Annotated in this window: 26 protein-coding genes; 12 read left to right on the forward strand and 14 right to left on the reverse strand. The window is 65.9% G+C overall.

Features of this window, described 5'->3' with window-relative positions:
- The first annotated feature begins 18 nt into the window (after positions 1-18).
- The 3 genes from KQ297_RS08535 to KQ297_RS08545 all read left to right on the forward strand — a co-directional run bounded on the left by KQ297_RS08535 (position 19) and on the right by KQ297_RS08545 (position 2,911).
- Entirely contained in the window at positions 19-1,245 is a 1,227-nt protein-coding gene (locus KQ297_RS08535; protein ID WP_311133994.1) for a CCA tRNA nucleotidyltransferase, read from the forward strand.
- Positions 1,246-1,417: 172 nt separating this feature from the next.
- On the forward strand, positions 1,418-1,846 hold the full coding sequence (locus KQ297_RS08540) for an RNA-binding protein (RefSeq protein ID WP_185466656.1): 429 nt from the start codon (positions 1,418-1,420) through the stop codon (positions 1,844-1,846).
- 51 nt (positions 1,847-1,897) lie between these two features.
- A complete protein-coding gene (locus KQ297_RS08545) occupies positions 1,898-2,911 on the forward strand; it encodes an alpha/beta fold hydrolase (protein ID WP_311133995.1) in 1,014 nt (337 codons plus the stop codon).
- Here KQ297_RS08545 and KQ297_RS08550 read toward each other — a convergent pair.
- Both KQ297_RS08550 and pds read right to left on the reverse strand, forming a co-directional pair.
- Complete coding sequence (locus KQ297_RS08550; protein WP_259739041.1) at positions 2,862-3,800, reverse strand: phytoene synthase; 939 nt, start codon at positions 3,798-3,800, stop codon at positions 2,862-2,864. The genes KQ297_RS08545 and KQ297_RS08550 overlap by 50 nt on opposite strands.
- Positions 3,797-5,191, reverse strand: a complete 1,395-nt coding sequence (gene pds, locus KQ297_RS08555) for a 15-cis-phytoene desaturase (protein ID WP_259739042.1) — start codon at positions 5,189-5,191, stop codon at positions 3,797-3,799. Before pds ends, KQ297_RS08550 begins: the two co-directional genes overlap by 4 nt.
- A gap of 133 nt (positions 5,192-5,324) precedes the next feature.
- Here pds and KQ297_RS08560 point away from each other — a divergent pair, with 133 nt between their 5' ends.
- Together KQ297_RS08560 and KQ297_RS08565 are read left to right on the forward strand one after the other, a co-directional pair.
- Positions 5,325-5,675 (forward strand): NAD(P)H-quinone oxidoreductase subunit M, encoded by a 351-nt coding sequence (locus tag KQ297_RS08560; RefSeq protein WP_259739043.1) that lies wholly within the window; start codon positions 5,325-5,327, stop codon positions 5,673-5,675.
- Positions 5,672-6,409 carry a DUF3172 domain-containing protein gene (locus KQ297_RS08565; RefSeq protein ID WP_259739044.1) on the forward strand — a complete coding sequence of 246 codons (738 nt, stop codon included), beginning with the start codon at positions 5,672-5,674 and terminating at the stop codon, positions 6,407-6,409. The genes KQ297_RS08560 and KQ297_RS08565 overlap by 4 nt, the downstream gene beginning before the upstream one ends.
- 13 nt (positions 6,410-6,422) lie before the next feature.
- On the opposite strand, the gene KQ297_RS08570 is transcribed toward KQ297_RS08565, so the two are convergent.
- Entirely contained in the window at positions 6,423-7,424 is a 1,002-nt protein-coding gene (locus tag KQ297_RS08570; RefSeq protein WP_259739045.1) for a LysR family transcriptional regulator, read from the reverse strand.
- Positions 7,425-7,635: 211 nt separating this feature from the next.
- Between KQ297_RS08570 and KQ297_RS08575 the strand changes: the two genes are divergently transcribed.
- From KQ297_RS08575 to KQ297_RS08600, 6 genes are all read left to right on the forward strand, one after another.
- Entirely contained in the window at positions 7,636-8,337 is a 702-nt protein-coding gene (locus tag KQ297_RS08575; RefSeq protein WP_259739077.1) for an NnrU family protein, read from the forward strand.
- Positions 8,338-8,442: 105 nt separating this feature from the next.
- Positions 8,443-10,461, forward strand: coding sequence for an NAD(P)H-quinone oxidoreductase subunit 5 (locus KQ297_RS08580; protein WP_259739046.1), 2,019 nt, complete (start codon positions 8,443-8,445; stop codon positions 10,459-10,461).
- A 142-nt stretch (positions 10,462-10,603) separates the two neighbouring features.
- The gene (locus tag KQ297_RS08585; RefSeq protein ID WP_259739078.1) at positions 10,604-12,244 is read left to right on the forward strand and encodes an NAD(P)H-quinone oxidoreductase subunit 4; all 1,641 of its coding nucleotides are present in this window, start codon (positions 10,604-10,606) and stop codon (positions 12,242-12,244) included.
- 162 nt (positions 12,245-12,406) lie between these two features.
- Positions 12,407-12,781 carry a LapA family protein gene (locus tag KQ297_RS08590; protein ID WP_259739047.1) on the forward strand — a complete coding sequence of 125 codons (375 nt, stop codon included), beginning with the start codon at positions 12,407-12,409 and terminating at the stop codon, positions 12,779-12,781.
- A gap of 69 nt (positions 12,782-12,850) precedes the next feature.
- Positions 12,851-13,729, forward strand: coding sequence for a segregation/condensation protein A (locus KQ297_RS08595; RefSeq protein WP_259739048.1), 879 nt, complete (start codon positions 12,851-12,853; stop codon positions 13,727-13,729).
- Positions 13,730-13,778: 49 nt separating this feature from the next.
- Positions 13,779-14,963: an NDP-sugar synthase gene (locus tag KQ297_RS08600; protein WP_259739049.1), complete on the forward strand. Its 1,185-nt coding sequence runs from the start codon at positions 13,779-13,781 to the stop codon at positions 14,961-14,963.
- Between the two features lie 25 nt (positions 14,964-14,988).
- Here KQ297_RS08600 and KQ297_RS08605 read toward each other — a convergent pair whose 3' ends face one another.
- Positions 14,989-15,921, reverse strand: a complete 933-nt coding sequence (locus KQ297_RS08605) for a methylenetetrahydrofolate reductase (RefSeq protein ID WP_259739050.1) — start codon at positions 15,919-15,921, stop codon at positions 14,989-14,991.
- Between the two features lie 77 nt (positions 15,922-15,998).
- Between KQ297_RS08605 and KQ297_RS08610 the strand changes: the two genes are divergently transcribed.
- Entirely contained in the window at positions 15,999-16,268 is a 270-nt protein-coding gene (locus KQ297_RS08610; protein WP_185466666.1) for a LuxR C-terminal-related transcriptional regulator, read from the forward strand.
- Between the two features lie 29 nt (positions 16,269-16,297).
- On the opposite strand, the gene KQ297_RS08615 is transcribed toward KQ297_RS08610, so the two are convergent.
- The 10 genes from KQ297_RS08615 to KQ297_RS08660 all read right to left on the reverse strand — a co-directional run bounded on the left by KQ297_RS08615 (position 16,298) and on the right by KQ297_RS08660 (position 24,465).
- Positions 16,298-16,477 carry a hypothetical protein gene (locus tag KQ297_RS08615; RefSeq protein ID WP_185466718.1) on the reverse strand — a complete coding sequence of 60 codons (180 nt, stop codon included), beginning with the start codon at positions 16,475-16,477 and terminating at the stop codon, positions 16,298-16,300.
- Positions 16,478-16,526: 49 nt separating this feature from the next.
- Positions 16,527-17,084 (reverse strand): CYTH domain-containing protein, encoded by a 558-nt coding sequence (locus tag KQ297_RS08620; protein ID WP_259739051.1) that lies wholly within the window; start codon positions 17,082-17,084, stop codon positions 16,527-16,529.
- Between the two features lie 53 nt (positions 17,085-17,137).
- Positions 17,138-18,097 (reverse strand): NAD(+) kinase, encoded by a 960-nt coding sequence (locus KQ297_RS08625; RefSeq protein WP_259739052.1) that lies wholly within the window; start codon positions 18,095-18,097, stop codon positions 17,138-17,140.
- A gap of 43 nt (positions 18,098-18,140) precedes the next feature.
- The gene (gene nuoK / locus KQ297_RS08630; protein ID WP_185466669.1) at positions 18,141-18,467 is read right to left on the reverse strand and encodes an NADH-quinone oxidoreductase subunit NuoK; all 327 of its coding nucleotides are present in this window, start codon (positions 18,465-18,467) and stop codon (positions 18,141-18,143) included.
- Between the two features lie 2 nt (positions 18,468-18,469).
- Positions 18,470-19,096, reverse strand: coding sequence for an NADH-quinone oxidoreductase subunit J (locus KQ297_RS08635; RefSeq protein WP_259739053.1), 627 nt, complete (start codon positions 19,094-19,096; stop codon positions 18,470-18,472).
- Positions 19,096-19,707 (reverse strand): NAD(P)H-quinone oxidoreductase subunit I, encoded by a 612-nt coding sequence (gene ndhI / locus KQ297_RS08640; RefSeq protein WP_259739054.1) that lies wholly within the window; start codon positions 19,705-19,707, stop codon positions 19,096-19,098. The genes KQ297_RS08635 and ndhI overlap by 1 nt, the downstream gene beginning before the upstream one ends.
- 87 nt (positions 19,708-19,794) lie before the next feature.
- Complete coding sequence (gene nuoH / locus KQ297_RS08645; protein ID WP_259739079.1) at positions 19,795-20,913, reverse strand: NADH-quinone oxidoreductase subunit NuoH; 1,119 nt, start codon at positions 20,911-20,913, stop codon at positions 19,795-19,797.
- A gap of 93 nt (positions 20,914-21,006) precedes the next feature.
- Positions 21,007-22,191, reverse strand: a complete 1,185-nt coding sequence (locus tag KQ297_RS08650) for a citrate synthase (protein ID WP_259739055.1) — start codon at positions 22,189-22,191, stop codon at positions 21,007-21,009.
- Positions 22,192-22,284: 93 nt separating this feature from the next.
- Positions 22,285-22,824, reverse strand: a complete 540-nt coding sequence (locus KQ297_RS08655) for a histidine phosphatase family protein (RefSeq protein ID WP_259739056.1) — start codon at positions 22,822-22,824, stop codon at positions 22,285-22,287.
- 3 nt (positions 22,825-22,827) lie between these two features.
- On the reverse strand, positions 22,828-24,465 hold the full coding sequence (locus KQ297_RS08660) for a DUF3352 domain-containing protein (RefSeq protein WP_259739057.1): 1,638 nt from the start codon (positions 24,463-24,465) through the stop codon (positions 22,828-22,830).
- Positions 24,466-24,468 lie beyond the last annotated feature (3 nt).

Consider the following 24,468-nt stretch of genomic DNA (forward strand, 5'->3'; position numbering starts at 1 on the left):
AAAGCCGCAGCCAGTGGGGTGCTGCACCGGGCCCTGGCTGTTGAAGACTGGCCCTTGCCGCCGAAAGCCTTCCCCAGCGGCACCGCTCTGGTGGGGGGGGCCGTGCGCGATGGTCTGCTGGGGCGGCTCGGTCCAAAGCCGGACCTGGATCTGGTGGTGCCCGAGGACGCGATCGCCCTCTGCCGGGTCCTGGGCCGCCGCCACGGTGGCACTGTCGTGGTCCTGGATGCAGAGCGCTCCATCGCCAGGCTGGTGCTCCACGGCTGGAGCCTTGACCTGGCCCGCCGGGTGGGGGAGAGCCTGGAGTGCGATCTGTGGCGACGGGATTTCAGGCTGAATGCCCTGGCCCTGCCGCTCGAGCCAGGGGCTGAGCTGCTCGATCCCACCGGCGGCCTGGAGGATCTGATACAGGGGGAGCTGGTGGCGGTGCGGGAAGCGAATCTGCTCGACGATCCACTGCGGATGCTGCGGGGGGTGCGCCTGGCCGCCGAGCTCGGCTTTCGGCTGGAACCACGTACCCAAGCCTGGATCGCCTGTCACCACGACCGCATCAGCCAGGTGGCTCCGGAGCGTGTCCTGCAGGAACTGGAACGACTGGCCGACGCCCCCGGCGGGGGAGCGGGTCTGGAGGAGGCCCTGGCCCTTGGCCTGCTCGATCCGTGGCGGCCGATCGTCCCTGGGCCGCTCTGGGGACCAGGGGTGAATCCGGGTGCCGGGGCCCGGAACCTTGACCATCCCCAGGTCCGAGAGCTGGGTCTGAGCCCGACGGAAGCCGCACGGGCCCTGCCCCTGGCGCGGCTGGCCTGGCTGCTCGATGCGCCAGCTCTGGAGCGGCTGCGCAGCAGCCGCCAGTTGCAGCAACGCTGCGGGCGCCTGCGCCAGTGGCTGCTGCGCCTGCTCGGCAGCACTGGGGACATCCCCGTAGGACTGGAGAATCTGAGTGAAGCCCAGCGGTTGACGCTGCACCAGCAACTGGAGACAGATCTACCAGCCCTGCTGCTGTTTTTTCCCGGCAACCTGGCGGCTGAATGGTTAGCGCGATGGCGCAATCCCCAGGATCCGTTGTTCCATCCCCGCGCCCCGATCGATGGCCACACGCTCCAGGTCAGCCTTGGCCTGAGTCCGTCTCCGCAGCTGGGAGAACTGCTGGCCCACCTGACCCTGGAGGCTGCCTGCGGCCGCCTGCGGGGCCGGGATGCAGCCCTCCGTCAGGCACGTCTCTGGCTGACGAGGACCATGGCGTGATTTACTTAAAGATGAAAAGGCATCCATCCACAGCCTGACCCCGCCCGAAAGCATCGGCTGATCGTCAGAGGTTTTGTCCAGGGATTTCCGAGCCACTGGCTCTCCAGACCAACCTGCTCATCGATCAACACACCGCCATCGGTCCAAAACCTTCCTTTCCTCCCCTCGTTTCATGAGCGTTCGTCTTTACGTCGGTAACCTGCCGCAGAGCTTCGATGACAAGGAGCTCACCGCCCTGTTCACCTCCGTGGGCGAAGGCGTGCGCTTCAAGACCGTTCAGGACCGGGAAACCGGCGCCTGCCGTGGCTTCGGCTTCGCCAACGTCGACGACGAGAAGCTCGCTGATCTGGTGATCGAGCAGCTCAACGGGCGTGATTTCGGAGGCAACAGCCTGCGCATCGAGCGCTCCGAGCGTCGCGATTCCCGCGCCGGTGCCTCCACCGACCGCCGCCCCGGTGCCTCCACCGCCACCGTGTCCCGCAAGGCCGTCAACAAGGTGGTCCACAGCGACACCATCAGCGAAGGCGCTCCCGACCCCCGCTGGGCCGGCGAACTGGCCAAGCTCAAGTCTCTGCTGGCCAACCAGACGGCTGCTGTCTGATCGAACCTGCTGACCCGGATCTCACCGTCCGCTCCCCCACTGGTCTGGTGCGTGGCTGAATCCACCGGCAAGGATCCCAGCGGCATCCAGCACTGGTGCTGGCAGGGTCGCTCGATCGGTTTCAGAGCCCAGGGCCCCGAACTGGGCGGCTCGGATTCAGGTTCAGTGGTGCTGCTGATCCATGGCTTCGGTGCCTCCAGCGCGCACTGGCGGCACAACCTGCCGGCCCTCGGGGAGCACTTCTCCACCTTCGCCATTGACCTGCTCGGTTTCGGCTGCAGCGACAAGCCCCGATCCCTGTTGAAGGGGGAAGCCGAATCCGGCGGGGCTGTCGGCTATGGCTTTGATCTCTGGGCGGAGCAGGTGGCCGACTTCGCGGCCTGGGTTCTGGCCAGTGCCAGCGCAGACCCGACGACCCCGGCCCCCAGCCTGCAGTTGGTGGGCAACTCGATCGGTGGTGTGGTGGCCCTGCGGGCCAGTGAATTGCTGTGTGCCCGCGGCCTGGCACCCCGCCAGGTGATCCTGATCGATTGCGCCCAGCGCACCCTCGACGAGAAACGGCTGGCGCTGCTGCCGTGGCCCCAGCGCGTCAGCCGTCCGCTGATCAAGCAGCTGGTGCGCCAGCGCTGGCTGATCGCCCCGTTGTTCCGCACCCTGGCCCGGCCCGGCTTCATCCGACGGGTGCTGGCCATGGCCTACCCCAGTGGCGCCAACGTGGATGACGCCCTGGTTGAGCTGCTCTTCCGGCCCAGCACTGATCCCGGGGCCCCGGAGAGCTTCAGAGGGTTCGTCAACCTGTTCGACGATCACCTGGCACCGGACATCCTCCCCCGCCTTGGCAGCCTGCCGGTGCGCATGATCTGGGGCGAGCTGGACCCCTGGGAGAACCCTGCCGAAGCCCGGCAATGGTCCGACCGGTTCGCCTGCATCCGTGAGCTGCGGGTGCTGCCGGGGCTGGGGCATTGCCCCCACGACGAAGCCCCGGAGCTGGTGAATCCGATTCTGATCGACTGGCTCAGCGCGACTGGGCCATCACATAGGAACAGGGGAGATCAAGCAGTTTGAGAGGGCGGGGGACAAAGGCCCGTTGACTGAACACGTCGTAGTCGAGCTGCTCAATCACATCGAGGATTCCCCGGTAGAGCCTCAGGGAGGCCCAGACCGGCCAGCGGGCATCGGCCGAGAGCCAGCGAACCCCCGCCTCTGAGCGGGCGAACCACTGGCGAGCCCGCCGCAGCTGAAAGGCCATCAGGGCGCGCCAGTTGTCGTTGAGAGTGCCGGCGAGCAGATCGGCCTCGGAGTAACCGAAGCGCCTGAGATCCTCCTGGGGCAGATAGATCCGCCCGCGGCCGCGGTCTTCACCCACATCCCGAAGGATGTTGGTGAGCTGATTGGCGATGCCCAGGGCCACCGCCGCACTGGAGGTGTCCGGAGGCTCGCTCCAGGGGGCTGAGGTGTAGGCCGGATCCAGCCCCATCACCTCCTGGGTCATCAGGCCCACCGTGCCCGCCACCCGATAGCAATAGAGCTGCAGATCCTCGAAGCGGGCGTAGCGGTGCCGCTGCAGGTCCATGCGCTGACCCTCGATCATGTCGAGGTAGGGCTGCAGGGGCTGGGGGTAGCGCCTGAGGGTGTCGGCCATCACCAGATCCAGTGCGTCGCGCACCTCTCCACCGAACAGGGCCCGGGTGCGCCCCTCCCAGCGATCGAGCCGTTCGGCCAGACGATCGACCGGCAGGGCCTGGGCCTGGGGACTGTCCATCAGCTCGTCGGTGCGGCGGCACCAGACGTAGATGGCCCAGATCGCCCGCCGCTTTGCCGGCGGCATCAGCAGGGTGCCGAGATAGAAGGTTTTGGCCCACTGGGCGGTTTCCTGGCGGCAGGCCTCGTAAGCCTCCTCCAGCGTCGGCAGGGAAGGTCGGGGCACCGTGGGGGAGGCGGCCAGCACCGTCACACCGCCAGGGGAGCCTTGGCCCGGCTGTGGCTCACGGCCTCAGCGCAGAGCTTGCCGCTCAGCACAGCCCCCTCCATCGAAGCGAGGTAGCGCTGCATGGTGTAGTCACCGGCCATGAAGAAATTGGCGATCGGCGTGTCCTGCGTCGGTCGCAGTTGCTGGCAGCCTGGCACCGTCTTGTAGACGGAGAGCGGTGTCTTCACAACCCGTGCCTTGCGCAGCTGAGCCTGGTCCTCGCCGCTGAAGTGCTCAGGGAACAACCGCTGGAGTTCCCCCATGGTGGCCTCCACGATCGCCTCGTCGCTGCGCCCGATCCACTCGGCGGCCGGCGCAAAGACCAGCTCCAGCATCGAGCGCTCCGGATCGGCGTACTCCCGGCAGGTGTTGCTCATGTCGGCATAGACGCTGAGCAGATCGGAGCGGCTGAACAGCAGGTGATCGATCGCGGTCAGCTTGCGGTCGAACCAGAGGTGGATGTTGATCACGGGCACCCCCCTCAGCCCATCCAGTTTCTGGAAGAAGGGCAGCTGCTTCCAGGGCTCGGGCAGCAGCAGCTTGAACGGATCCACCGGCAGGGCGCTCACATAGGCGTCGGCCTGCAGAAGGCGGGGCTCCTGGCCCTGGACGCCGGCCAGACGGAAACCGGAGACGGTGCCGTCATCAGCCAGCTCGATCTGGCGCAGGGGACTGTTGAGATGCACCTCACCACCACGCTCCTTGATCCAGGCCACGATCGGCTCGCACAGCCGCTGGGGTGGATTGCCGTCGAGGAACGCCATCTTGGAGCCGTTCTTCTCCTGCAGGAACCTGTTCAAAGCCGTGAGAATCACCGTGCTGGAGATTTCATCAGGATTGATGAAGTTCAAGGCCTTGCTCATGGCAATGAACACTTCATCATTCACACGCTTGGGAATCTGATGAAGCTCAAGCCACTCCGACCACGAATACTTGTCGCAGTCCTCGACGTAGTCTTGGCCCCGCAGCATCGCCGGCACAAGCCCAAGGCCGAAGCGGATCTTCTCCGGCCAGCTCAGCATGTCGTTGTTGCCCAGGATCGCCACCACACCATTGAGTGGGGCGGGAAGGTCGGGGAAATCGAAGCGGCTGTAGTTTCCTGGCGACTCCTTCTGATTGAAGATCATCGCGTGATCTTTCCACTGCAGACGATCTTCGATGCCCAGCTCGGCGAAGAGCTGCAGCATGTTCGGATAAGCCCCGAAGAAGATGTGCAGACCGGTTTCGTACCAGTCACCGTCCTCGTCCTGCCAGGCGGCCACCTTGCCGCCGAGCACGTCGCGCGCCTCCACGACCACGGGCGTGTGCCCCGCATCGCTGAGGTATTTGGCGCAGGAGAGACCTGCCAGGCCTGCTCCGGCGATGGCGACGCGCATGGGGATTTGAGAAGTCAACTGCAACCATAAAAGGGCTGCTGCTGGCAACGAGCCCTCGGGAGCAGCTGAGGGGTCGCCAGGGTTCCTAAAGTCGATCACCGTGAGGCTTCCCGCCTGCCCACGATCCCCAGCCATGGTCGATGCCAGCCTGCTCAAGTCCACCACCCGCCACGTGAGGGTGTTCACGGCCCGCGTGGAGGACGGTCAGTTGATCGCTGATCCCAGCCAGCTGACTCTGGATCTCGATCCCGACAATGAATTCCTCTGGGAGGCACCAGTTCTCGAGAAAGTCCAGCAGCGCTTCCGCGAGCTGGTCGCCGCCAGTGCCGGCCACGACCTGAGCGAGTACAACCTGCGCCGGATCGGGTCCGATCTCGAGGGCTTCATCCGCCAGCTGCTCCAGGCCGGCGAGCTGCGCTACAACCCCGAAGCCCGGGTCCTGAACTACTCCATGGGCCTGCCCCAAACGCCGGAGGCGTCTTGACCCGCTCCCGCTACGACCGTGGAGACTCCCCGCGCGGCCGTGCGGGTTCGAGCGGCAATGGCCGTGGCGGCAACGGCCGTGGCACGCCTGCTCCTGAGGGCCGTGATCCCTACGAGAACTACGAGCGATCCAGCCGGGGACGGAGAACGATGGATCGCGGTGGCCCCGATCCCTACAACGCCGCCGGCAGGCCCAAGGGCGGCGCGAGCAGCCCGGGCGGCGGTTCTGGAGGCAGTCCGATTCAGCTGAATGTGGGCACGATCGCCGTGCTCGCCGGTGTGCTGGTCGTTGGCATCGGCATCGGCACGGCCCTCTCGACGAACACCCCAGGGGACCAGGGCAACATTGCCAGCAGCCAGCAGCTGGATCTGGCGGTGCCCGATCCCGAGTTCTGCAAGCAATGGGGGGCCAGCGCCTTCGTGATGGACGTGGAGCTCTACACCACCATGAATCCCAGCAGCAGCTTCGTGACTCAGCCCACCCTTCAACCCGGCTGCGTGATCCGAAGGGAGAACTGGAGCGTGCTGCAGAAGGAGGGCGCCGTGACTTCCGAGCAGATGCGCCAATGCAAGCAGCGCATGAACACGTTCGCCTACATCGGTTCGATTCGCGACAAACCCATCGTCCGCTGCGTTTACCAGACCGACATCAGCGGCAACAAGTTCCAGACCAGGGGCATCGCCGGTGCCGCCGACGACTCCGTGGGCATCACCCCCGAAGCCAACCAGTTCTGATCGGGTCAGGCCCTCAGGAGGCCGCCGCCTGGGCCACCACCTCCTGGGGAGGAGGAACCGCAGGGCGCGCCAGAGGCTGGCGCAGCGGGCTGTCGGGGCTGGCGAACACCGGCAGGACCTCGCGCCGAAAGGCTTCGGAGGCCCGCGAGCAGTAGCGGGCTGGGTGGGTGATCAGCTTGAGCTGGCGGCGCACCAGCAGATCAGAGACCACCGGGCGGTGCAGGCTGCCGCTGGCCAGTTCGCGCTCGATCGAGACCACCGGCAGGAAGGCGGCCCCAAGCCCCGACTGCACAGCGTTCTTGATCGCCTCGAAGGAATTGAGCTCCATTTCGATCTTGAGACGCTGGACCTCGAGACCGGAGCGGGCCAGCAGCTGATCCACCATCTTGCGCGTGGTCGACTGGGCATCAAGGCAGACGAACCCCAGACGGTAGAGGTCGTCTTTGTGCAGCTCAGGCAGGCGCGCCAGCGGGTGTTTCACCGGCAGGACAAGCGCCAGTTCATCGTTGGCATAGGGCACCACCTGGAGCAGATCGGCCAGCTCGCTGGGCAGCTCGCCGCCGATGATCGCCAGATCGATCTGACCGTTGGCCACACTCCAGCTGGTGCGGCGCGTGCTGTGCACCTGGAGCTGCACCGAGACGTCGGGATACTTCTGGCGGAACAACCCGATCATCCGGGGCATCAGGTAGGTGCCGGTGGTCTGGCTGGCCCCCACGATCAGGGAGCCGCCGCGCAGATTGTGGAGATCGTCGAGGGCACGGCAGGCCTCCTGACACTGGCTCAGGATCCGGTCGCAGTAGCTGAGCAGCAGGTGGCCGGCTTCGGTGAGCTGGGCCTTGCGCCCCCCCCTGTCGAACAGCGAGACATCCAGCTGCTTCTCCAGGTTCTGAATCTGCAGACTCACCGCCGGCTGGGTGACGTAGAGACTGTCGGCAGCCTTCTTGAAGCTGCCCTCGCTGGCGATGGCGCGCAGGATGCGCAGCTGATCAAGGGTGAAGGGCAGGTCAGCCATGGGATGGGCTCTGGGCCTGGCTCCGGCTGGAAGGTTGAACTCTAAAGGGGAAACCCTTGAACACCCGGGCCTGCGGTCCCGGGCCGGGATGGAATGACACCTCCGCCAGAATCGCCTCTTCCGCTGCGGCTTCTTGGCCCCGTCACCGCCCTGCTTCGCCCTCCTCCCCGGCCTTGGCGCCTTCCCGCCGGAGCACCGCTCCAGCCTGGTGATGCTCGCCCTGCTGCTGGGGTTCGCGCTGCTGCACAGTGGAGGTGCGGCGCTGCGCGTCTCGGCTGAGCAGCGCGTCGGAGCCAGGGTGTGGCGGCTGCTGTTCGCCTCAGTGAGCATCCCAGCAGCCGTTGTGGTGGTGGGCTATTTCATCGCTCACCGCTACGAGGGGCTGCGGCTCTGGAACCTGCAGGGCACCCCCGGGCTGATTCCCCTCGTGTGGGTGGGCACAGCCATCAGCTTCTTCTTTCTGTACCCAGCCACCTACAACCTGCTGGAGATCCCGGCGCTGCTGAAACCCCAGGTGCGGCTTTACGCCACCGGCATCATCCGCATCAGCCGCCACCCACAGGCCGTGGGCCAGGTGCTGTGGTGCGCCACCCATCTGCTCTGGATCGGCAGCAGTTTCATGCTGGTCACCTGTGCGGGCCTGATCGGCCACCACCTGTTCGCGGTCTGGCATGGCGACCGGCGGCTACGGGCCCGCTTCGGGGAGGCGTTCGAGGACCTGCGCGCCAGCACGTCTGTGATCCCCTTCCGGGCGGTGCTTGATGGCCGCCAGCACCTGGTCTGGGGGGAATTCCTGCGGCCGGCCCAGCTGGGCATCGCCGTCGCCATCGGTCTGTTCTGGTGGAGCCATCGCTTCCTGGGGCTGGCGGCACGCACGTTTCTGGCCGGCCCCCTGGGCCAGTGGCTGGGCTGAGCGTGCGCCATTCGCTGGACCGGGGCAGCTGATCGCGGTCCAACACACAGCCCGAACCCGGCGGAGGAGGCTGCTTACACTCCGTTGGCCCGCACCCCGAGCTGGATGACGTCGGCTGCCGAACTTGCCTGGTTGATCCCCGTGCTGCCCCTGGCGGGAGCGGCCATCACCGGCCTCGGCCTGATCAGTTTCAATCGAACCGTCAACCGGTTGCGCAAACCGGTGGCGATCCTGCTGCTCAGCTGCGTCGGAGCGGCGGCTGTGCTGAGTTTTGCCATCCTGGCGGAGCAGCTGGCGGGGGCTCCCGCCACCGAAGTGCTGTTCAACTGGGCCAGCGCCGGCACTTTCAACCTGCAGATGGGCTTCCGGGTGGATGCCCTCGGGGCTGTGATGCTCTCGCTGGTCACCACCATCGCCCTGCTGGTGATGGTGTATTCCGATGGCTACATGGCCCATGACAAGGGCTACGTGCGCTTTTTCACCTACCTGGCCCTGTTCAGCAGTTCGATGCTGGGCCTGGTGATCAGCCCGAACCTGCTCGAGATCTACGTGTTCTGGGAGCTGGTGGGGATGTGCTCCTACCTGCTGGTGGGCTTCTGGTACGACCGCGACGGTGCCGCCAACGCGGCCCAGAAGGCCTTTGTGGTCAACCGGGTGGGCGATTTCGGCCTGCTGCTGGGCATTCTCGGCCTGTTCTGGGCCACCGGAAGTTTCGGTTTCGAGGAGATCGGCGCCAGGCTCAGCGAGGCCGTGGCCAGCGGCAGCCTCTCCAACGCAGCAGCGGTGCTGCTCTGCCTGCTGGTCTTCATGGGACCGATGGCCAAATCAGCCCAGTTTCCCCTGCATGTGTGGCTGCCCGACGCCATGGAGGGCCCTACACCCATCTCCGCCCTGATTCATGCCGCGACGATGGTGGCGGCCGGTGTTTTTCTGGTGGCCCGGCTGCAGCCGGTCTATGCCCCTTTCCCTCAGGTGCAGCTGGTGATCGCCGTCGTGGGCACGATCACCTGCTTCCTCGGGGCCTCGATCGCCCTCACCCAGATGGATCTCAAGAAGGGTCTGGCGTACAGCACCGTGAGCCAGCTGGGTTACATGATGCTGGCCATGGGCTGCGGCGCTCCGGTGGCCGGCATGTTCCACTTGGTCACCCACGCCTTCTTCAAGGCGATGCTCTTCCTGGGATCCGGCTCGGTGATCCACGCCATGGAGGACGTGGTGGGCCATGAGCCAGTCCTGGCCCAGGACATGCGCCTGATGGGCGGCCTGCGCAAGTTCATGCCGGTCACCAGCAGCACCTTTCTGGTCGGATGTGTGGCGATCAGCGGCATCCCACCCATGGCGGGCTTCTGGAGCAAAGACGAAATTCTCGGACAGGCCTTCAACACCTACCCGCTGCTCTGGGTGGTGGGCTTTCTCACCGCCGGCATGACCGCGTTCTACATGTTCCGGCTCTACTTCCTCACCTTTGAAGGCGACTTCCGCGGCAACGATGCCGCCCTCCAGTCCCAGCTGCTGCAGGAAGCGGGCAAGCCAGTTCAGGGGGCCGAGGGCCACGACGGAGGGGGCCATGGCCACCACGCCGCCCACCCCCATGAGTCCAGCTGGCAGATGGCTCTGCCCCTGGCCGTTCTGGCGGTGCCGTCGGCCTTGATCGGCCTGCTGGGGACCCCCTGGCACAGCCGTTTCGCCGGCCTGCTCGACCCCCAGGAAGCCGCCGAGATGGCGGAGCACTTCAGCTGGTCTGAATTCCTTCCCCTGGCCGGGGCCTCGGTGGCCGTCTCGATCACGGGAATCGCCATCGCAGGGCTGGCCTACGCGCTCCACAAACTGGATCTGGCCACCGCGGTGGCTGCGCGATTCCCCAGTCTCAACGCCTTCCTGGCCAACAAATGGTACCTCGACGACCTCAACGACAGGATTTTCGTCAAAGGCAGCCGCAAACTGGCCCGTCAGGTGCTCGAGGTGGACGCCAAGGTGGTGGATGGGGTGGTAAACCTCACCGGCCTCCTGACCCTGGGCAGTGGTGAGGGCCTCAAGTATTTCGAAACCGGCCGGGCCCAGTTCTATGCCCTGATCGTGTTCGGCGGGGTGATCGCCCTGGTTGTGCTGTTCAGCAGCTTCTGAGCCAGGCTTCAGCCGGTGCCACTGTGTGTGTCATCCCTTATCTGGGAGCGGTTGGGGCGGCAGGTATTTCTACACTCCGCCCTGAACTGCTCCCTGCCCCGTGCCGCTCGACCCTGCCGTTGCCACGGGCGCCCTCGGTGCCGTGAGCGTGGGATCCGCCACCGTGTTCCCCTGGCTGAGCGTTTCGATCCTGCTGCCGATCGCCGCGGCTCTGCTGATTCCGTTCATCCCGGATCAGGGAGATGGCAAGACGATCCGCTGGTACGCCCTGGGAGTGGCCCTGATCACCTTCCTGGTCACCGCCGGCGCCTACCTCAACGGCTACGACCCCTCAGTGGCCGGTCTGCAGTTGATCGAGCGGGTGGAGTGGGTGCCCGATCTGGGGCTGGCCTGGTCGGTGGGGGCCGATGGGCTCTCGATGCCTCTGATTCTGCTCACCAGCTTCATCACGGCCCTGGCAGTGCTCGCAGCCTGGCCGGTCACCTTCAAACCGCGCCTGTTCTATTTCCTGATCCTGGCGATGGACGGTGGCCAGATCGCCGTCTTCGCCGTGCAGGACATGCTCCTGTTCTTCCTCTCCTGGGAGCTGGAGCTGCTGCCGGTGTATCTGTTGCTGGCGATCTGGGGCGCGAAAAAACGGCAGTACGCCGCCACCAAGTTCATCCTCTACACCGCGGGCGGCTCGGTGTTCATCCTGCTGGCCGCCCTGGCCATGGGTTTTCAAGGCGGGGGCACCCCCAGCTTTGAGTACACCACCCTGGCGGCCAAGGAGTTCGGCACCCGCTTCCAGCTGCTGGCCTACGCCGGCCTGCTGATCGCCTTCGGCGTCAAGCTGCCGATCGTGCCGCTTCACACCTGGCTGCCCGACGCCCACGGCGAAGCCACGGCTCCGGTGCACATGCTGCTCGCCGGCATCCTGCTGAAGATGGGGGGCTACGCCCTGCTGCGCTTCAACGTGCAGCTGCTGCCCGATGCCCACGCCCAGTTCGCGCCGCTGCTGGTGGTGCTGGGGGTGGTGAACATCATCTACGCCGCGCTCACCTCCTTCGCCCAGCGCAACCTCAAGCGCAAGATCGCCTACAGCTCGATCAGCCACATGGGCTTTGTGCTGATCGGCATCGGCAGCTTCAGCGCCCTGGGCACCAGCGGAGCCATGCTGCAGATGGTCAGCCATGGCCTGATCGGCGCCAGCCTCTTCTTCCTGGTCGGCGCCACCTACGACCGCACCCACACGCTCCAGCTCGATGAAATGGGCGGTGTGGGCCAGAAGATGCGCAAGATGTTCGCCCTCTGGACCGTCTGCTCGCTGGCCTCCCTCGCCCTGCCGGGCATGAGTGGCTTCGTGTCGGAGCTGATGGTGTTCGTGGGCTTCGTCACCAGCGAGGCCTATTCACTCAGCTTCCGCATCGTGATGGCGGCCCTGGCGGCGGTGGGGGTGATCCTCACGCCGATCTATCTGCTGTCGATGCTGCGCGAGATCTTCTTCGGCAAGGAGAACACCGAGCTGGTCTCCCACACCAAGCTGGTGGATGCCGAGCCCCGTGAGATCTATGTGATCTCCTGCCTGCTGGTGCCGATCATCGGCATCGGCCTCTACCCCCGCCTGATGACCGACAGCTACCGGGCCTCGATCGAGGCCCTGGTCCAACGCGAGGAGGCCTCGATGGCCCGGATGATTCCAGCCGGGCGCCAGGGCCTGATTCGTCAGAACCCTCCCCTGGCCTGGATCAGCCCCGGACTGGAAGCGCAGCAGCCCCGCCTGGTCGCCCCACTCTTGCCCTGAGCGAAGGGATTACGAAACCCTGCGGTTGCAGCAGTCACCCTCCCCCACCCCAAGGGGATGCCTACGCTCCCAGCCAGTCGGGATTTGGAGGGGACTTCCCTCACGTCCAAGCGTTTCATACAACCGCCTCTCCCACTCGCCTCGCCCCAAGCGCCCTCAACCATGCGTCAGCTGAACTTCCTGCTGATCTTCAGCTTCGGCCTGGCCACCGTGATGTTCACCCTGGAGAACACCACCCCCACCACAGTGCGCTTCCTGCCAGGGGTGAGTGCCACCCTGCCCCTCGCCGCCATGATGCTGGTGGTTGGTGGCATCGGTGCCACCGCCGCCTGGGTGTTCGCCGTCTGGACCGGCGTGGTCAAGAAGGTGGAGCAACTGCAGGAGCAAACTGAGCTGGAAGCCCAGCAGGTGCGGATCCGCGAACTGGAGGAAGACGTTCAGCGTTACCGGGCCACGGTCGATGCCCAGCTGAGCCTGCTGCCCGCAGCAGGTGAGAGTTCAGCCCCCACCCCAGAGCCTCAGCTCGAGCAGACCTGAAGCTCCGTCCGGCTTTCGCTGGCCGTCGCCCTCCAGGCGGGGTACGTTTCCGGTAGTAGTTGAAGCACCGTGGCTGAAGCAGGCGCCAGGCTGGCGATCCGCCTGCTGCAGGATGCCGCCGAGCGTGGCGAGATCGACCCCTGGGACGTCGATGTGATTGCCGTGGTCGATGGCTTCCTCGACCAGCTGCGCCAGCGGATCGGGGCCCCGCGCCTGGTGGGCAGGCCCGGCGACGGCGGCAGTTATGAGAGCGACCTGGCCGCCACCAGCGAGGCATTCCTGGCCGCCTCGGTGCTCGTGAGCCTCAAGGCGGAGATCCTCGAGCAGCAGACCCTGCCCCCCGAACCGGAGCTGGAACCGGATGGCTTCGCCGGCGACGATGACGCGGGGGAAGCCTTCGAGCTGCTCTCCTTTCAGCTGCCGCGCAGGCCCGAGCAGCATCTGCTGCGTCGGGCCGTGGCTCCACCACCCCTGCAGCGTCCCGTCACCCTGGGCGAACTGATCCGCCAGCTGGAGGACATCGCCGAGCGGCTGGAGCAGGGTGAAGGCAGCGGGCGGGCCAAGTCCCGGGGACGGCGCTACAGCGAACGGGCCGCCATCGAACAGGTGGCCGCCCTGGCCCACCGCGAGAAACTGCCGGAGACCACCGCAGCCCTCAGCCACTTCCTGCTGGAGTGGCAAGCCGCCAGCGACTGGGTGAACTTCGAGGTGCTGGTGGACGCCTGGGCCGAGGCCGCCCCACCGGATCTGGACCGGGATCGGGTGGGGGTGTTCTGGGCCCTGCTCTTCCTCTGCTCCCAGGGCAGGGTCGACCTGCAGCAGGACGGCGATCTGTTCGGGCCCCTGCACCTCAGAGGCTGCCAGGAGGGCGTTGGCACTCTGCCGTCAGCATTGCCTCACAGACTGGTGCCAGCTCCCTCTCCGGCTCGGGAAGTCCAGGCCGCCTGAGGGTCTTCATTAAGCTGCCCAGATTCAGATCAGAAGCGGACAGGTGCCCATGAAGGCCATGATTCTCGCGGCCGGCAGGGGGACACGGGTGAGGCCAATCACCCACACGATCCCCAAGCCGATGATCCCGATCCTGCAGAAACCCGTCATGGAGTTTTTGCTGGAGCTGCTCCGTCAGCACGGGTTCACCGAGGTCATGGTGAATGTTTCACACCTGGCCGAAGAGATTGAGAACTACTTCAGAGACGGCCAGCGCTTCGGTGTGGAGATCGCCTACAGCTTCGAAGGACGCATCGAAGATGGTGAACTGATCGGCGCCGCCCTGGGTTCCGCCGGTGGCATCAAGAAGATTCAGACGTTTCAGCCGTTTTTTGACGACACCTTCGTGGTGCTTTGCGGCGACGCGTTGATCGATCTCGATCTCACCGAGGCCGTCCGGCGCCACAAGGAGAAAAAGGCGATGGCCTCCCTGGTCACCAAGCGGGTGCCCAGGGACCAGGTGAGCAGCTACGGGGTGGTGGTCACCGATCAGGACAGCCGGGTGCTGAGCTTCCAGGAGAAGCCTTCCCTGGAAGAGGCCGCCAGCGACATGATCAACACCGGCATCTACATCTTCGAGCCGGAGGTTCTCGATCACATCCCCGAGGGCATCCCCTTCGACATCGGCTCCGACCTCTTCCCGCGGCTTGTGGCAGCAGGAGCCCCCTTCTACGCCCTGCCGATGGACTTCGAATGGGTGGACATCGGCAAGGTGCCTGATTACTGGCAGGCGATCCGCAGCGTGCTGGAAGGCAACGTACGTCAGGTGCAGGTGCCGGGCCGGGAAGTCCGGCCAGGGATCTTCACAGGCCTGAACGTCGCCGCCGACTGGGACAAGATCACCGTTAAGGGTCCCATCTACGTGGGAGGAATGACCCGCATTGATCCTGGCGTGACCATCGTGGGCCCGGCCATGATCGGGCCGAGCTGCCACATCTGTGAAGGCGCCACGATCGACAACTCGATCATCTTCGAATACTCGCGCATCGGTGCGGGCGTGCGCCTGGTCGAGAAGCTGGTGTTCGGCCGCTACTGCGTCGATCGCAACGGTGATCACTTCGACCTGCAGGAAGCCTCTCTGGATTGGCTGATCACCGATGTGCGCCGCCAGGACGTGGTGCAGCCATCGCCCCAGCAGAAGGCCATGGCCGATCTCCTGGGAACGGATCTGGCCCTGAGCGGGGGCGACAGCTGATCATCTGCAGCAGCGATCCGCCGCTTCAGCAGCGGTCCGCCGGGGGCAGAGGCCGACGTTCGGCCTGCCAGTTGCGTGGTGTGGCCGACACACCAGCCTCAGCCAGGATCAAGGGAATGCGCTCCTCGGCCTTCACGGCCATCAGGTGAACCCCCTGGGCAATCCCCCTGTAGGCACGCACCTGTTCAGCGGCGATCGCCACACCCTCAGCCGCTGGGTCTGATGAAGCGGCCAGGCGGTCGATGATCGGCTGGGGGATCGAGGCCCCAGGCACCACGCGGTTGATGAAGGCCGCGTTTCGCGCCGACTTGAGCAGGAACACCCCGGCCAGCACCGGCAGGCCCAGGGGCTCGCTGATCTCGCCACAGAAGCGGCGCAGGGCCTCGCTGTCCATCACCATCTGGGTCTGCAGAAAGCGGGCACCAGCCACGTGCTTGCGCCGGACCCTGGCCCGCAGACCACTCCAGCTGGCCGACTGAGGATCAGCCGCTGCCCCGGGGAACAGGGCTGTGGGACCATCCGGGAGCTGACCCTCCACGGGATCAAGGCCTCCATTGAGCTGGCCCACCAACTGAAGCAGGCGCACCGCCTCCAGCTCGTTGACGGCCCGGGCGCTCGGCTGATCTCCGGCACGCACGGGATCACCGGTCAGGCAGAGCACATTGCGGATGCCCAGGGCATGGGCCCCGAGCAGATCGGCCTGGAGAGCAATTCGATTGCGGTCGCGGCAGGCCAGCTGCAACACCGGCTCAAGCCCTGCCTCCAGCAGCAGCCGGCAGAGGGCCAGGCTGCTCATGCGCATCACAGCCCTGCTGCCATCGGTGACATTGACGGCATGGACCAGCCCACGCAGCTTGGAGGCCACCGCCAGGGTGCGCTGCGGATTCCCTCCCCGCGGTGGGGTCACTTCGGCCGTGATGGCGAACTGACCGGTCTCCAGGGCCTGGCGCAGAAGCAACGGACGGGGGATCGCTCAGGCCCCATCATGCGCCAACGGCCACTGCTTACAGTGGGGTATGGAGGCCTGGGGTATGGATGTCCGATCGAGACGATCATGTCCAGCTGCGCTCCAGTCTTTCGGAACGTGAACTGGAGATCATCGAGCGCGTGGCCACAGGCCTGACCAATCAGGAAATCGCCCTCGAGCTGATGATCAGCAAGCGCACCGTGGACAACCACGTCAGCAACATCTTCACCAAGACCGGCGCTAAGAACAGGGTGGCCCTGCTGAACTGGGCGATGGACAACGGCAAGATCTGCCGTGACGGCTTTAACTGCTGCAATCTGCCCAGCCCAGAGGGCTGACCCCAGGCTGCAATGCCCCCAGGGCCGGATCAGGCAGGCGTGGCAGCTGAAGCCGTCTTCGGGAAACTGGGCCTCTCCACCGTGGTGGTGAGGGATTGGAGGCTGTAGCGGTCTGGACCAAGCCCGAAGAGGTCGGCGTAGTCAAGACAATCATCGGCATCGCGCCCTGCGAAGCGAAGCACGCCTTGGTGGTCGTAGAGACCGATCACGAGCAAAACTGCGGCTGAACGGAATTAAGGAGAAATCCTTAACGAAATCCTAGTCGATGTCGCCGTCGTTACAAAGCCCTCCATCCAGCAAGGCCTGCCGTTCTGCCAGGGGCCTGTGGCTCCAGGCGCAGCGTGCCAAGGCGGCGTTGCTGAGATCTCCCCGTCCCGTGATCTCCTTCAAACACCAGGGCGGCACGGTCAACGGCTGGTCCTCCCGCTCCAGTTCCACCTCCGCCAGAACCAGGGGCGCGTTCTCCCCCTCGAACACGTCGAGGACCCAGTCGCCGCCGGGCAGATCCAGGCCGTAGCGCTGCTTGCTCAGGCTGTCGGTCGTCAGAGCCAGGAGCTGCCTGGCATCGTCAGCGGGAATCGCGTACTCAAACTCCGCACGGGTGATCCTTGTGACGGCGGCCTTGAGCGTCAGCCAGGCCCTGCTCCCCTGCCCGGCCGATGTCTCCATCGGCTCGTCGTCCTCCAGGCGAACCCGCACGGTGACGCCATCGGCTGAGGCCTGCAGATACCCCTGGCGCAGACGCTGCCCCCAGAGGATGTGATCCCTCCAGCCGGATCCCCGCACCAGAAAACGTCTCTCGATCTCCAGAGCCACCGCTGAACCTGCTCACCCGGACTGGTTCATCCTGACCCGTGCGCCAAGAGCACTCAGTTGGCCGATGGTTCAGCCGCCGTGAGATCGCCGGCCCAGTGCAGCTTGTGGCTGAGGGTGCGGTAGTAGGAGGGGCTCTGCTGGAGCACCACCATCAGCGCACAGTGGCCCGAGCGCTGCACAACGCAGCGATCTCCGGGCTCCATGACCGTGGCATGGGCTCCATCCTTCCAGAGCTTCACCCGCCGGCTCGGTTCACCGAGAGGCCAGATCGCCAGCTGGGAGCGGGGCGGCACCACCACCGGGCGGCTGGAGAGACTCATCGGGCAGATCGGGTTGACCACGATCGCGTCGATCCCGGGATGAAGGATCGGACCTCCTGCAGCCATGGCATAGCCGGTGGAGCCCGTGGAGGTGGCGATGATCAGGCCGTCGCCGCGAAACTGGTCCACCACTTCCCCATCGATCTCCAGCTCCAGCACACAGGTGGGGGAGAACTCATCGAGGCATGGACGGAAATAGAAGTCATTGAGGGCCCGATGCAGCGAACCAGGCCCAGAGCCGGCAGGATCCTCCGCCTCCTCCCCTTCGGGAACCCCGTCGCCACGATCGACAAAGGCCTCGAGCATCATCCGACGCTCGAGCGCAAAGCGGTCATCACGCAACCGCTGCCAGAGGTTGTCTTCGGAGGAGGTGGTGCTGAGCACCAGCAACTTGCGCTCATGGGTGAGGAAACCGAGATGCCCACCCACGTTGAAGCTCAGGATCGGCACTTCCAGGGGGCCGAGATGACGGGCCGCCCCCAGCACGGTGCCATCTCCACCCAGGACGACGGTGAGATCGGGAAGACAGGGCTCGGTGGCCAGCAGCCCCGGAAAAGGATTGGAGGTGGCTCCACAGGTGGCCACCGTGACATCGACCCCCTGCGAACGCAGATCTTCAGCGCAGCGCCTTGCCTGGCGCTGGGCAGCCTGACTGCCGCTGCGCACAATCAACCAGACCCGTTGAAGCTCCATCAGATCAGGCGCAACACCCGAACCGCCGAAGCAGCAGGCCCTCTCACCAGCGCAACAGGTTGAAGCGTTCCATGTCGACGGTTTCGCGGTTGCGGTAGAGGGAGAGCAGGATGGCAAGACCAACGGCGGCTTCGGCCGCGGCCACGGTGATCACGAAAATGGCAAAAACCTGGCCACGGATCTGCTGACCATCGATGTAACTGGAGAAGGCCATCAGGTTGATGTTGACGGCATTCAGCATCAGCTCGATGCTCATCAGCACCCTCACGGCGTTGCGGCTGTTGATCAGACCCCAGACCCCGGTGCAGAACAGGATGGCCGCCAACACCAGGTAGGCCTCGAGCGGAATGTCGATGGAGGAGGCGGGCATGGTCAGACTTTCTCCAGCAGAGTGGTGTCGCGAGGGGGGCTCTCCAGCAGAAGGGGTGTGCGTTCCTTCTCGATCAGCCCCTGATCGGCGGCTTCACCGGTGATCACATCGCTGCTGAACACGTCGCGGCGGGCCAGCACAATCGCCCCGATCATGGCCATCAGCAGCAGCACCGAAGCCAGCTCGAAGGGCAGCAGGTAGTCGCTGAAGAGGTGAATGCCGATCAACGTGGTGGCGTCTTCGCCAAGAGGGGTGGGGCCTGGTACTGCCCAGGGGGTGGTGAGGTCGACCCGCAGCAGCAGCAGGAACAAACCCAGGCAGACGGCGCCGGAGAGCACCCGGCGCAGCAGCAGGCCGGGAATCTCAGCCATCGCTTCCTTCTTGTTCACGAGCATGATCGCGAACAGGATCAACACATTCACGGCGCCGACATAGACGAGCACCTGGGCCGCGGCGACGAAGCTGGCATTGAGCAGCAGGTAAAGACCAGCCACAGAGAGAAACACACCAGCCAGCAGGAAGGCTGAATAGACGATGTTGGGCAGAAGCACCACCCCCAGGGCCCCCAGCACCAGGGTGAGGGAGAGGGCGACGAAGCAGATCAGCTGGGTGACGGAGGCGATCGTCATCAGGCGTTCTCCACGGGCTTGGAGGCTTCGGCAGCCAGCTCAGCCTGCAGCTGCTCAGGCAGCTGGCCAGCCCTTGGCCTGGTGGGGTCGACGCCGTGGGGGTCGATCTCGCCCTTGGGCAGGTAGCCCAGCTCACGCAGGGGCACCACGGCAGGATCACTGGTGACACTGGTGGGAAGGCGGCCAAGGGCCACGTTGTCGTAGTTGAGGCTATGGCGATCAAAGGCCGCCAGCTCATACTCTTCGGTCATCGAGAGGCAGTTGGTGGGGCAATACTCCACACAGTTGCCGCAGAAGATGCACACTCCGAAGTCAATGGAGTAATTGCGGAGCTCCTTCTTTTTGGTCTCCTTGTTCATCACCCAATCAACCACGGGCAAATTGATGGGGCAAACCCGGACGCAGACCTCACAGGAGATGCACTTGTCGAATTCGTAGTGAATTCTGCCGCGGTAACGCTCCGACGGAATCAGCTTCTCGTAGGGATACTGAACCGTGATCGGCCGGCGGCGCAGGTGATCGAAGGTGACCGAGAGGCCCTGGGTGATGTAATTGGCCGCACCGACGGCATCCTTGGTGTAGTCACCGACCTTTTGCAGGAATCCGAACATGGTGTGGGGAGTCGGAACGGAACGAAAACAGGAGCTGGAGGAGGGGCCTGGAGCTGTTGGCTGGCCCCATGATGACCGGCTGAATGCTCAACCGCCGAAAAAAGCCGGGAAGGCCAGTTTGAGGCCGGCGGTGACCAGCAGATTGACCAGGGCGATCGGCAGCAGGAACTTCCAACCAAAATCCAGGAGCTGGTCGATCCGCACCCGGGGCAGGGTCCAGCGCAGCAGGATCGCGATGAACACCAGCAGGTAGGCCTTCAGCACGGTCATCACGATGCCGAGGGAGCCGGTGATCACCTGCACCAGGGGTGCATCCACCGACTGACCGAGGGCTCCGGCCAGCCATTCCACCGGCAGGGGGAAACCCCAGCCGCCGAGATAGAGCACCGCCACCAGCAGGGCCGAGAGCACCAGGTTGATGTAGCTGCCCAGGTAGAAGAGGGCGAACTTCATGCCGGCGTACTCGGTCTGGTAACCGGCCACCAGCTCCTCTTCAGCCTCGGGGAGGTCGAAGGGGAGGCGTTCGCATTCGGCCAGGGCACAGATCCAGAAGATCAGGAAGCCCACTGGCTGACGCCAGATGTTCCAGCTGAGAATCCCGGCACCGCTCTGCTGGTTGACGATGTCGACGGTGCTCAGCGAGTTGCTCATCATCACCACCGCCAGCACTGCCAGAGCCAGAGGAATCTCGTAGCTGATCGACTGGGCAGCGGCCCTGAGGCCCCCGAGCAGGGAGTACTTGTTGTTGCTGGCATAGCCGCTCATCAGCAGGCCGATCGGCTGGATGCTGCTCAGGGCGATCCAGAGGAACACGCCGATGCCCACATCACTGATCAGCAGGTTCTGGCCGAAGGGCACCACCAGCCAGGAGAGGATCACCGGCACCAGCACCAGCACCGGGCCGAGGGTGAAGAGCAGGCCATCGGCCCGCTTGGGGATCACGTCTTCCTTGAACAGCAGCTTGAGACCGTCGGCCATCGGCTGCAGCACCCCGAGGGCGCCGGCGTACTCCGGTCCGATCCGCTGCTGGACGGCCGCCGAGATCTTGCGTTCCAGCCAGACATTGACCAGCACACCGACGACGGCCGCCACCAGCACCAGCAGCATGGGCAGGGGCAGCCAGAGCAGATGGGCTGCGGCCTGGCTCAGGCCGAACTCCTCGAGGGTGCTGGTGAAACTGGACTGAAGGTCAAGGCCTGGGCCCACCAGGGCCAGGCCAGGCCAGGCGGTGGTCAGAAGGGCTGGTGCCGGGTCGATCAACACCGTGACAACTCCATCTCGAGCTGAGGTGAGGGCAACCTAAACGCCTGGCAGGGCCTTGCGGGCATCCTGAGGCAACCAACTCCTGCGCCCTTCCCCGGTGTAGATCTGCGTGGGGCGGTAGATGCGGTTCGCCCCCAGCTGCTCCTTCCAGTGGGCCAACCAGCCAGCCACCCGGGCAATCGCGAAGATCGGCGTGAACAGATCCCTCGGGATACCCAGCTTGCGGTACACGAGCCCGGAGTAGAAATCGACGTTGGGGTAGATGCCCTTGGGGCCGAGCCGATCGGCGGCCACCTCCTCCACCCTCCTGGCCACGTCGTACATGGCGTCGTGACCGAAGCGATCGAACAACTGCTCGGCCAGACCCTGGAGAATCACGGCCCGGGGATCCTTGACCTTGTATTCCCGGTGCCCGAAGCCCATGATCTTCTGCTTCTCGGCGATGGCCCGATCCAGCCAGGGCTCCACCCGGTCCTCGGTGCCGATCTGCTCGAGCATGGCCAGCACGTCTTCATTGGCGCCACCGTGCAGGGGGCCGGCGAGGGTGCCCACCGCCGAGGCCACCACGGCATAGGGGTCGGTCAACGTGCTGGCGGTGACCCGGGCGCTGAAGGTGCTGGCGTTGAGGCTGTGCTCGGCGTGCAGGATCAGGCAGGCATCGAAGATCCGTGCCGCCAGGGGATCGGGCTCCCGCTCGGTGAGCATGTACAGGAAGTTGGCGGAGTAGGGCAGGTCGTCGCGGGGCTGGATCGGATCCTGTCCCAGGCGGATCAGCTGGAAGGCGGCCACCATGGTGGGGATCTTGGCGATCAGACGCACCACCGCCGCCTCGATGTAAGCGGGATCATCCAGGGCCCGGCGGGAATAAAACAATCCCAGGGAGGCCGCGCTCGACTGCAGCGCATCCATCGGGTGCCCATCGGCGGGGAAGCACTTCATCATGTCCCGGATGCGGAAGCTCACCCGCCGGTGCATCTGCACGTCGTGCTTGAAGGCCTGCAACCGCTCGACGGTGGGCAACTCACCCCAGATCAGCAGGTGGGTGGTTTCGAGGAACGTGCTGTGGGCCGCCAGTTCCTCGAGGGGATACCCGCGGTAGGTGAGCAGGCCCTGGAGGCCGTCGATGTCGCAGATGGCCGACTGGGTCGCTGGAACACCCTCGAGCCCAGGACGGAAGACGGGCGCTGCCTGGGCGGCAACCCGGTTTGCATCCATCACCATCGGCGTCGTCCGTTCAGCAGCTCAGAAGCTAGGGCCAGGTCCTGGCCCCTGCCGTAGCCCTGCCGACAGCCCCTGGCACACCCCTCCAACCGCTCAGTGGCCCGTGAGCAGAGAACGGGGCGTGAGCAACAGCTGCAGGCTGGCCCCTCCCAGCAGTGGCTGCCCGTCAACTGAGCTGGGGGAGGGCAGCTCGAGCAGGGCCACGCCGGCTTTCTTCAGGCGCAGGGCCCCGGGAGGAGCACCGCAGAGCCTGGCGGCCAGAACGCTGAGGTCGGGTTCATGGCCCACCAGCCCGAGGCGACCACCGCCTGCCAGAGGACCATCCGCCGCCAGCCAGTGCCCCAGCAGGGGCAAGGGGTCGGCGTCAGGGGAGAGTTCTGCCGCGATCGCCAGGGCCCCGCAGAGGCCCTCCTCCCGGGCAATCCGGGCGGTCTGGAACGCCCGCAACAGGGGGCTGCTCAGCAGCTGATCACAGCCCAGATTCAGCCCGAGCAGCCGCCGCACCACCGCGGCCGTGCGGCGGCGGCCCCGCGTCGTCAGCGGGCGCTCCCGATCCGGGCGGCCAGGCGGCTCAGGCTCCTGGCGCTCCTCGGCGAGGCCATGGCGCAGCAACAACAGCGACAGGGGGGCCATGGCTCACTCCAGCTGCAGATGCGCCCGCAGGGCGAGAAGCGAGGACGGACTCAGGGGGGGGGGTGGATCCTCCAGCAGGGGCGACTCGATCGCCAGGCTGAAGGCCAGGCCGTCGATGCCGCCCACCAGGGGACGGCCCACCAGGTTGGAGAGCAGCTGCCAGGGGGGCCAGGGGGCCAGCAGATCCTTGGCGGGTTCGGCGGCCAGAGCCACCTGCAGGGGGGCCTCCCGGGTTCCGAGGGTCTGCAGCTGCTGGATCCGCTCCTTCGGGGCCTGTCGACCCTGGAGCTGATCGTCAAGGGCGGCCAGGCCATCCCCCCACCAGGCCGTCTGGTCTTGATCGAAACGGACACCGGCCACCGTGGCCTGCAGACGGTCGGGATCGCCCTTTCCGGGCCGGGCTTCCAGGCGGCTCCAGACCTGCAGGGTCTGGCCATCACGCTTCAGGGGCGCCGGGCTGTAGCCCTGGGCGTTCAGCGCAGGGCGCAAGCCATCCGTGTCCAGGGCCGTCGCGGCGGTGGCGAGCATCCAACCCTGCTTCCGGCGCAGGCCCAGCAAGGGGCCATGGTCGGCGGCCGCCACCAGCGATGGCAGCGGTCCTCTCAGATCAGCGAGGATGCGACGCAGCTGTGGAGCCAACAGGGAGCTCCAGAGGTCAGCGCTGGCCGGCTCGCCGGAATCCTCCAGCAGGGAGGCGGGATCCTGCAGCAGCGCCAGGCTCGCCACCGGGCCGCGCAGCTCACCGAGCAGGTCGGGGATCGGATCCAGCTGCAGACGAGGGAGGGGCAGAAGGGAGGAGAGCAGCGCCTGGAGCTGGAGGCCCCGTCCATCGGGCACCAGGGCCGCCACCAGGTCTCCAACCCCATCAGCAGACGCGAGAGTGGGAGGCAGGCCGAGCCAGTCGCTGAAGGCCTGAGGGCGTGCCGTGAGCAGCGCCACCCCCCCCTCCAGCCGGCCGACGGCAGCCTGAAGCGAGTCCTGCCCAGCCTGGTTGAGCTCGGCGATCTGCGACACATCAAGCGCCTGCTCGAGCACCCCACGGCCGGAGGCGATCAACACCAGCTGGTCATCGATCAGGGCTGTGGCCAGAGCCTGGCTGGGCTCCCCCACCAGAGCGCCGCGGCCGCTGATCAGCCCCATCCCGCGGTAGCTGCTGATCTGCAGGGCCGTGCCCGCCAGGCTGCGGGACTGCCAGAAGCGCTGCAGGAAGCGGCGGGCGCCCTCCGGTTCGCGACAACGGAGAGCGAGCAACCAGCCGGTGGGCCCTGCGCTCCCCTCAGGAGCGATCACCGCCAGGCTGGTGTCGGGGCCCAGCCAGCCGGCCAGTTCGCTGCTGTACTCCAGGCCAGCGGTGGCGAAGGCGCCATCCCGCAGGTTGGCCACCAGCTCAGCCGCCTCCCGGCGCCGGGGCGGAGGAGCTACAGCCCTGGCATAGGCCACCAGCTGGTCGGGCTCCACCAGCAGGTGAAGACTGAGCAGTGCGTTGCGCGGCACGAAGCGGGCCGCCAGGGGCAGCTCGAGCGTGTGCTGCTGCAGGCGCAGCGGACTCTGACGGAGGGCCAGCCACCAGAACCCTCCCCCCAGGGAGAGCAGGAGCAGGGCTGCCGTCAGCACAGCCGCCAGGAAGGGGCGAGCCTTCATGCG

It is taken from the genome of Synechococcus sp. CS-205 (assembly GCF_025128255.1).
Taxonomy (GTDB): domain Bacteria; phylum Cyanobacteriota; class Cyanobacteriia; order PCC-6307; family Cyanobiaceae; genus Regnicoccus_A.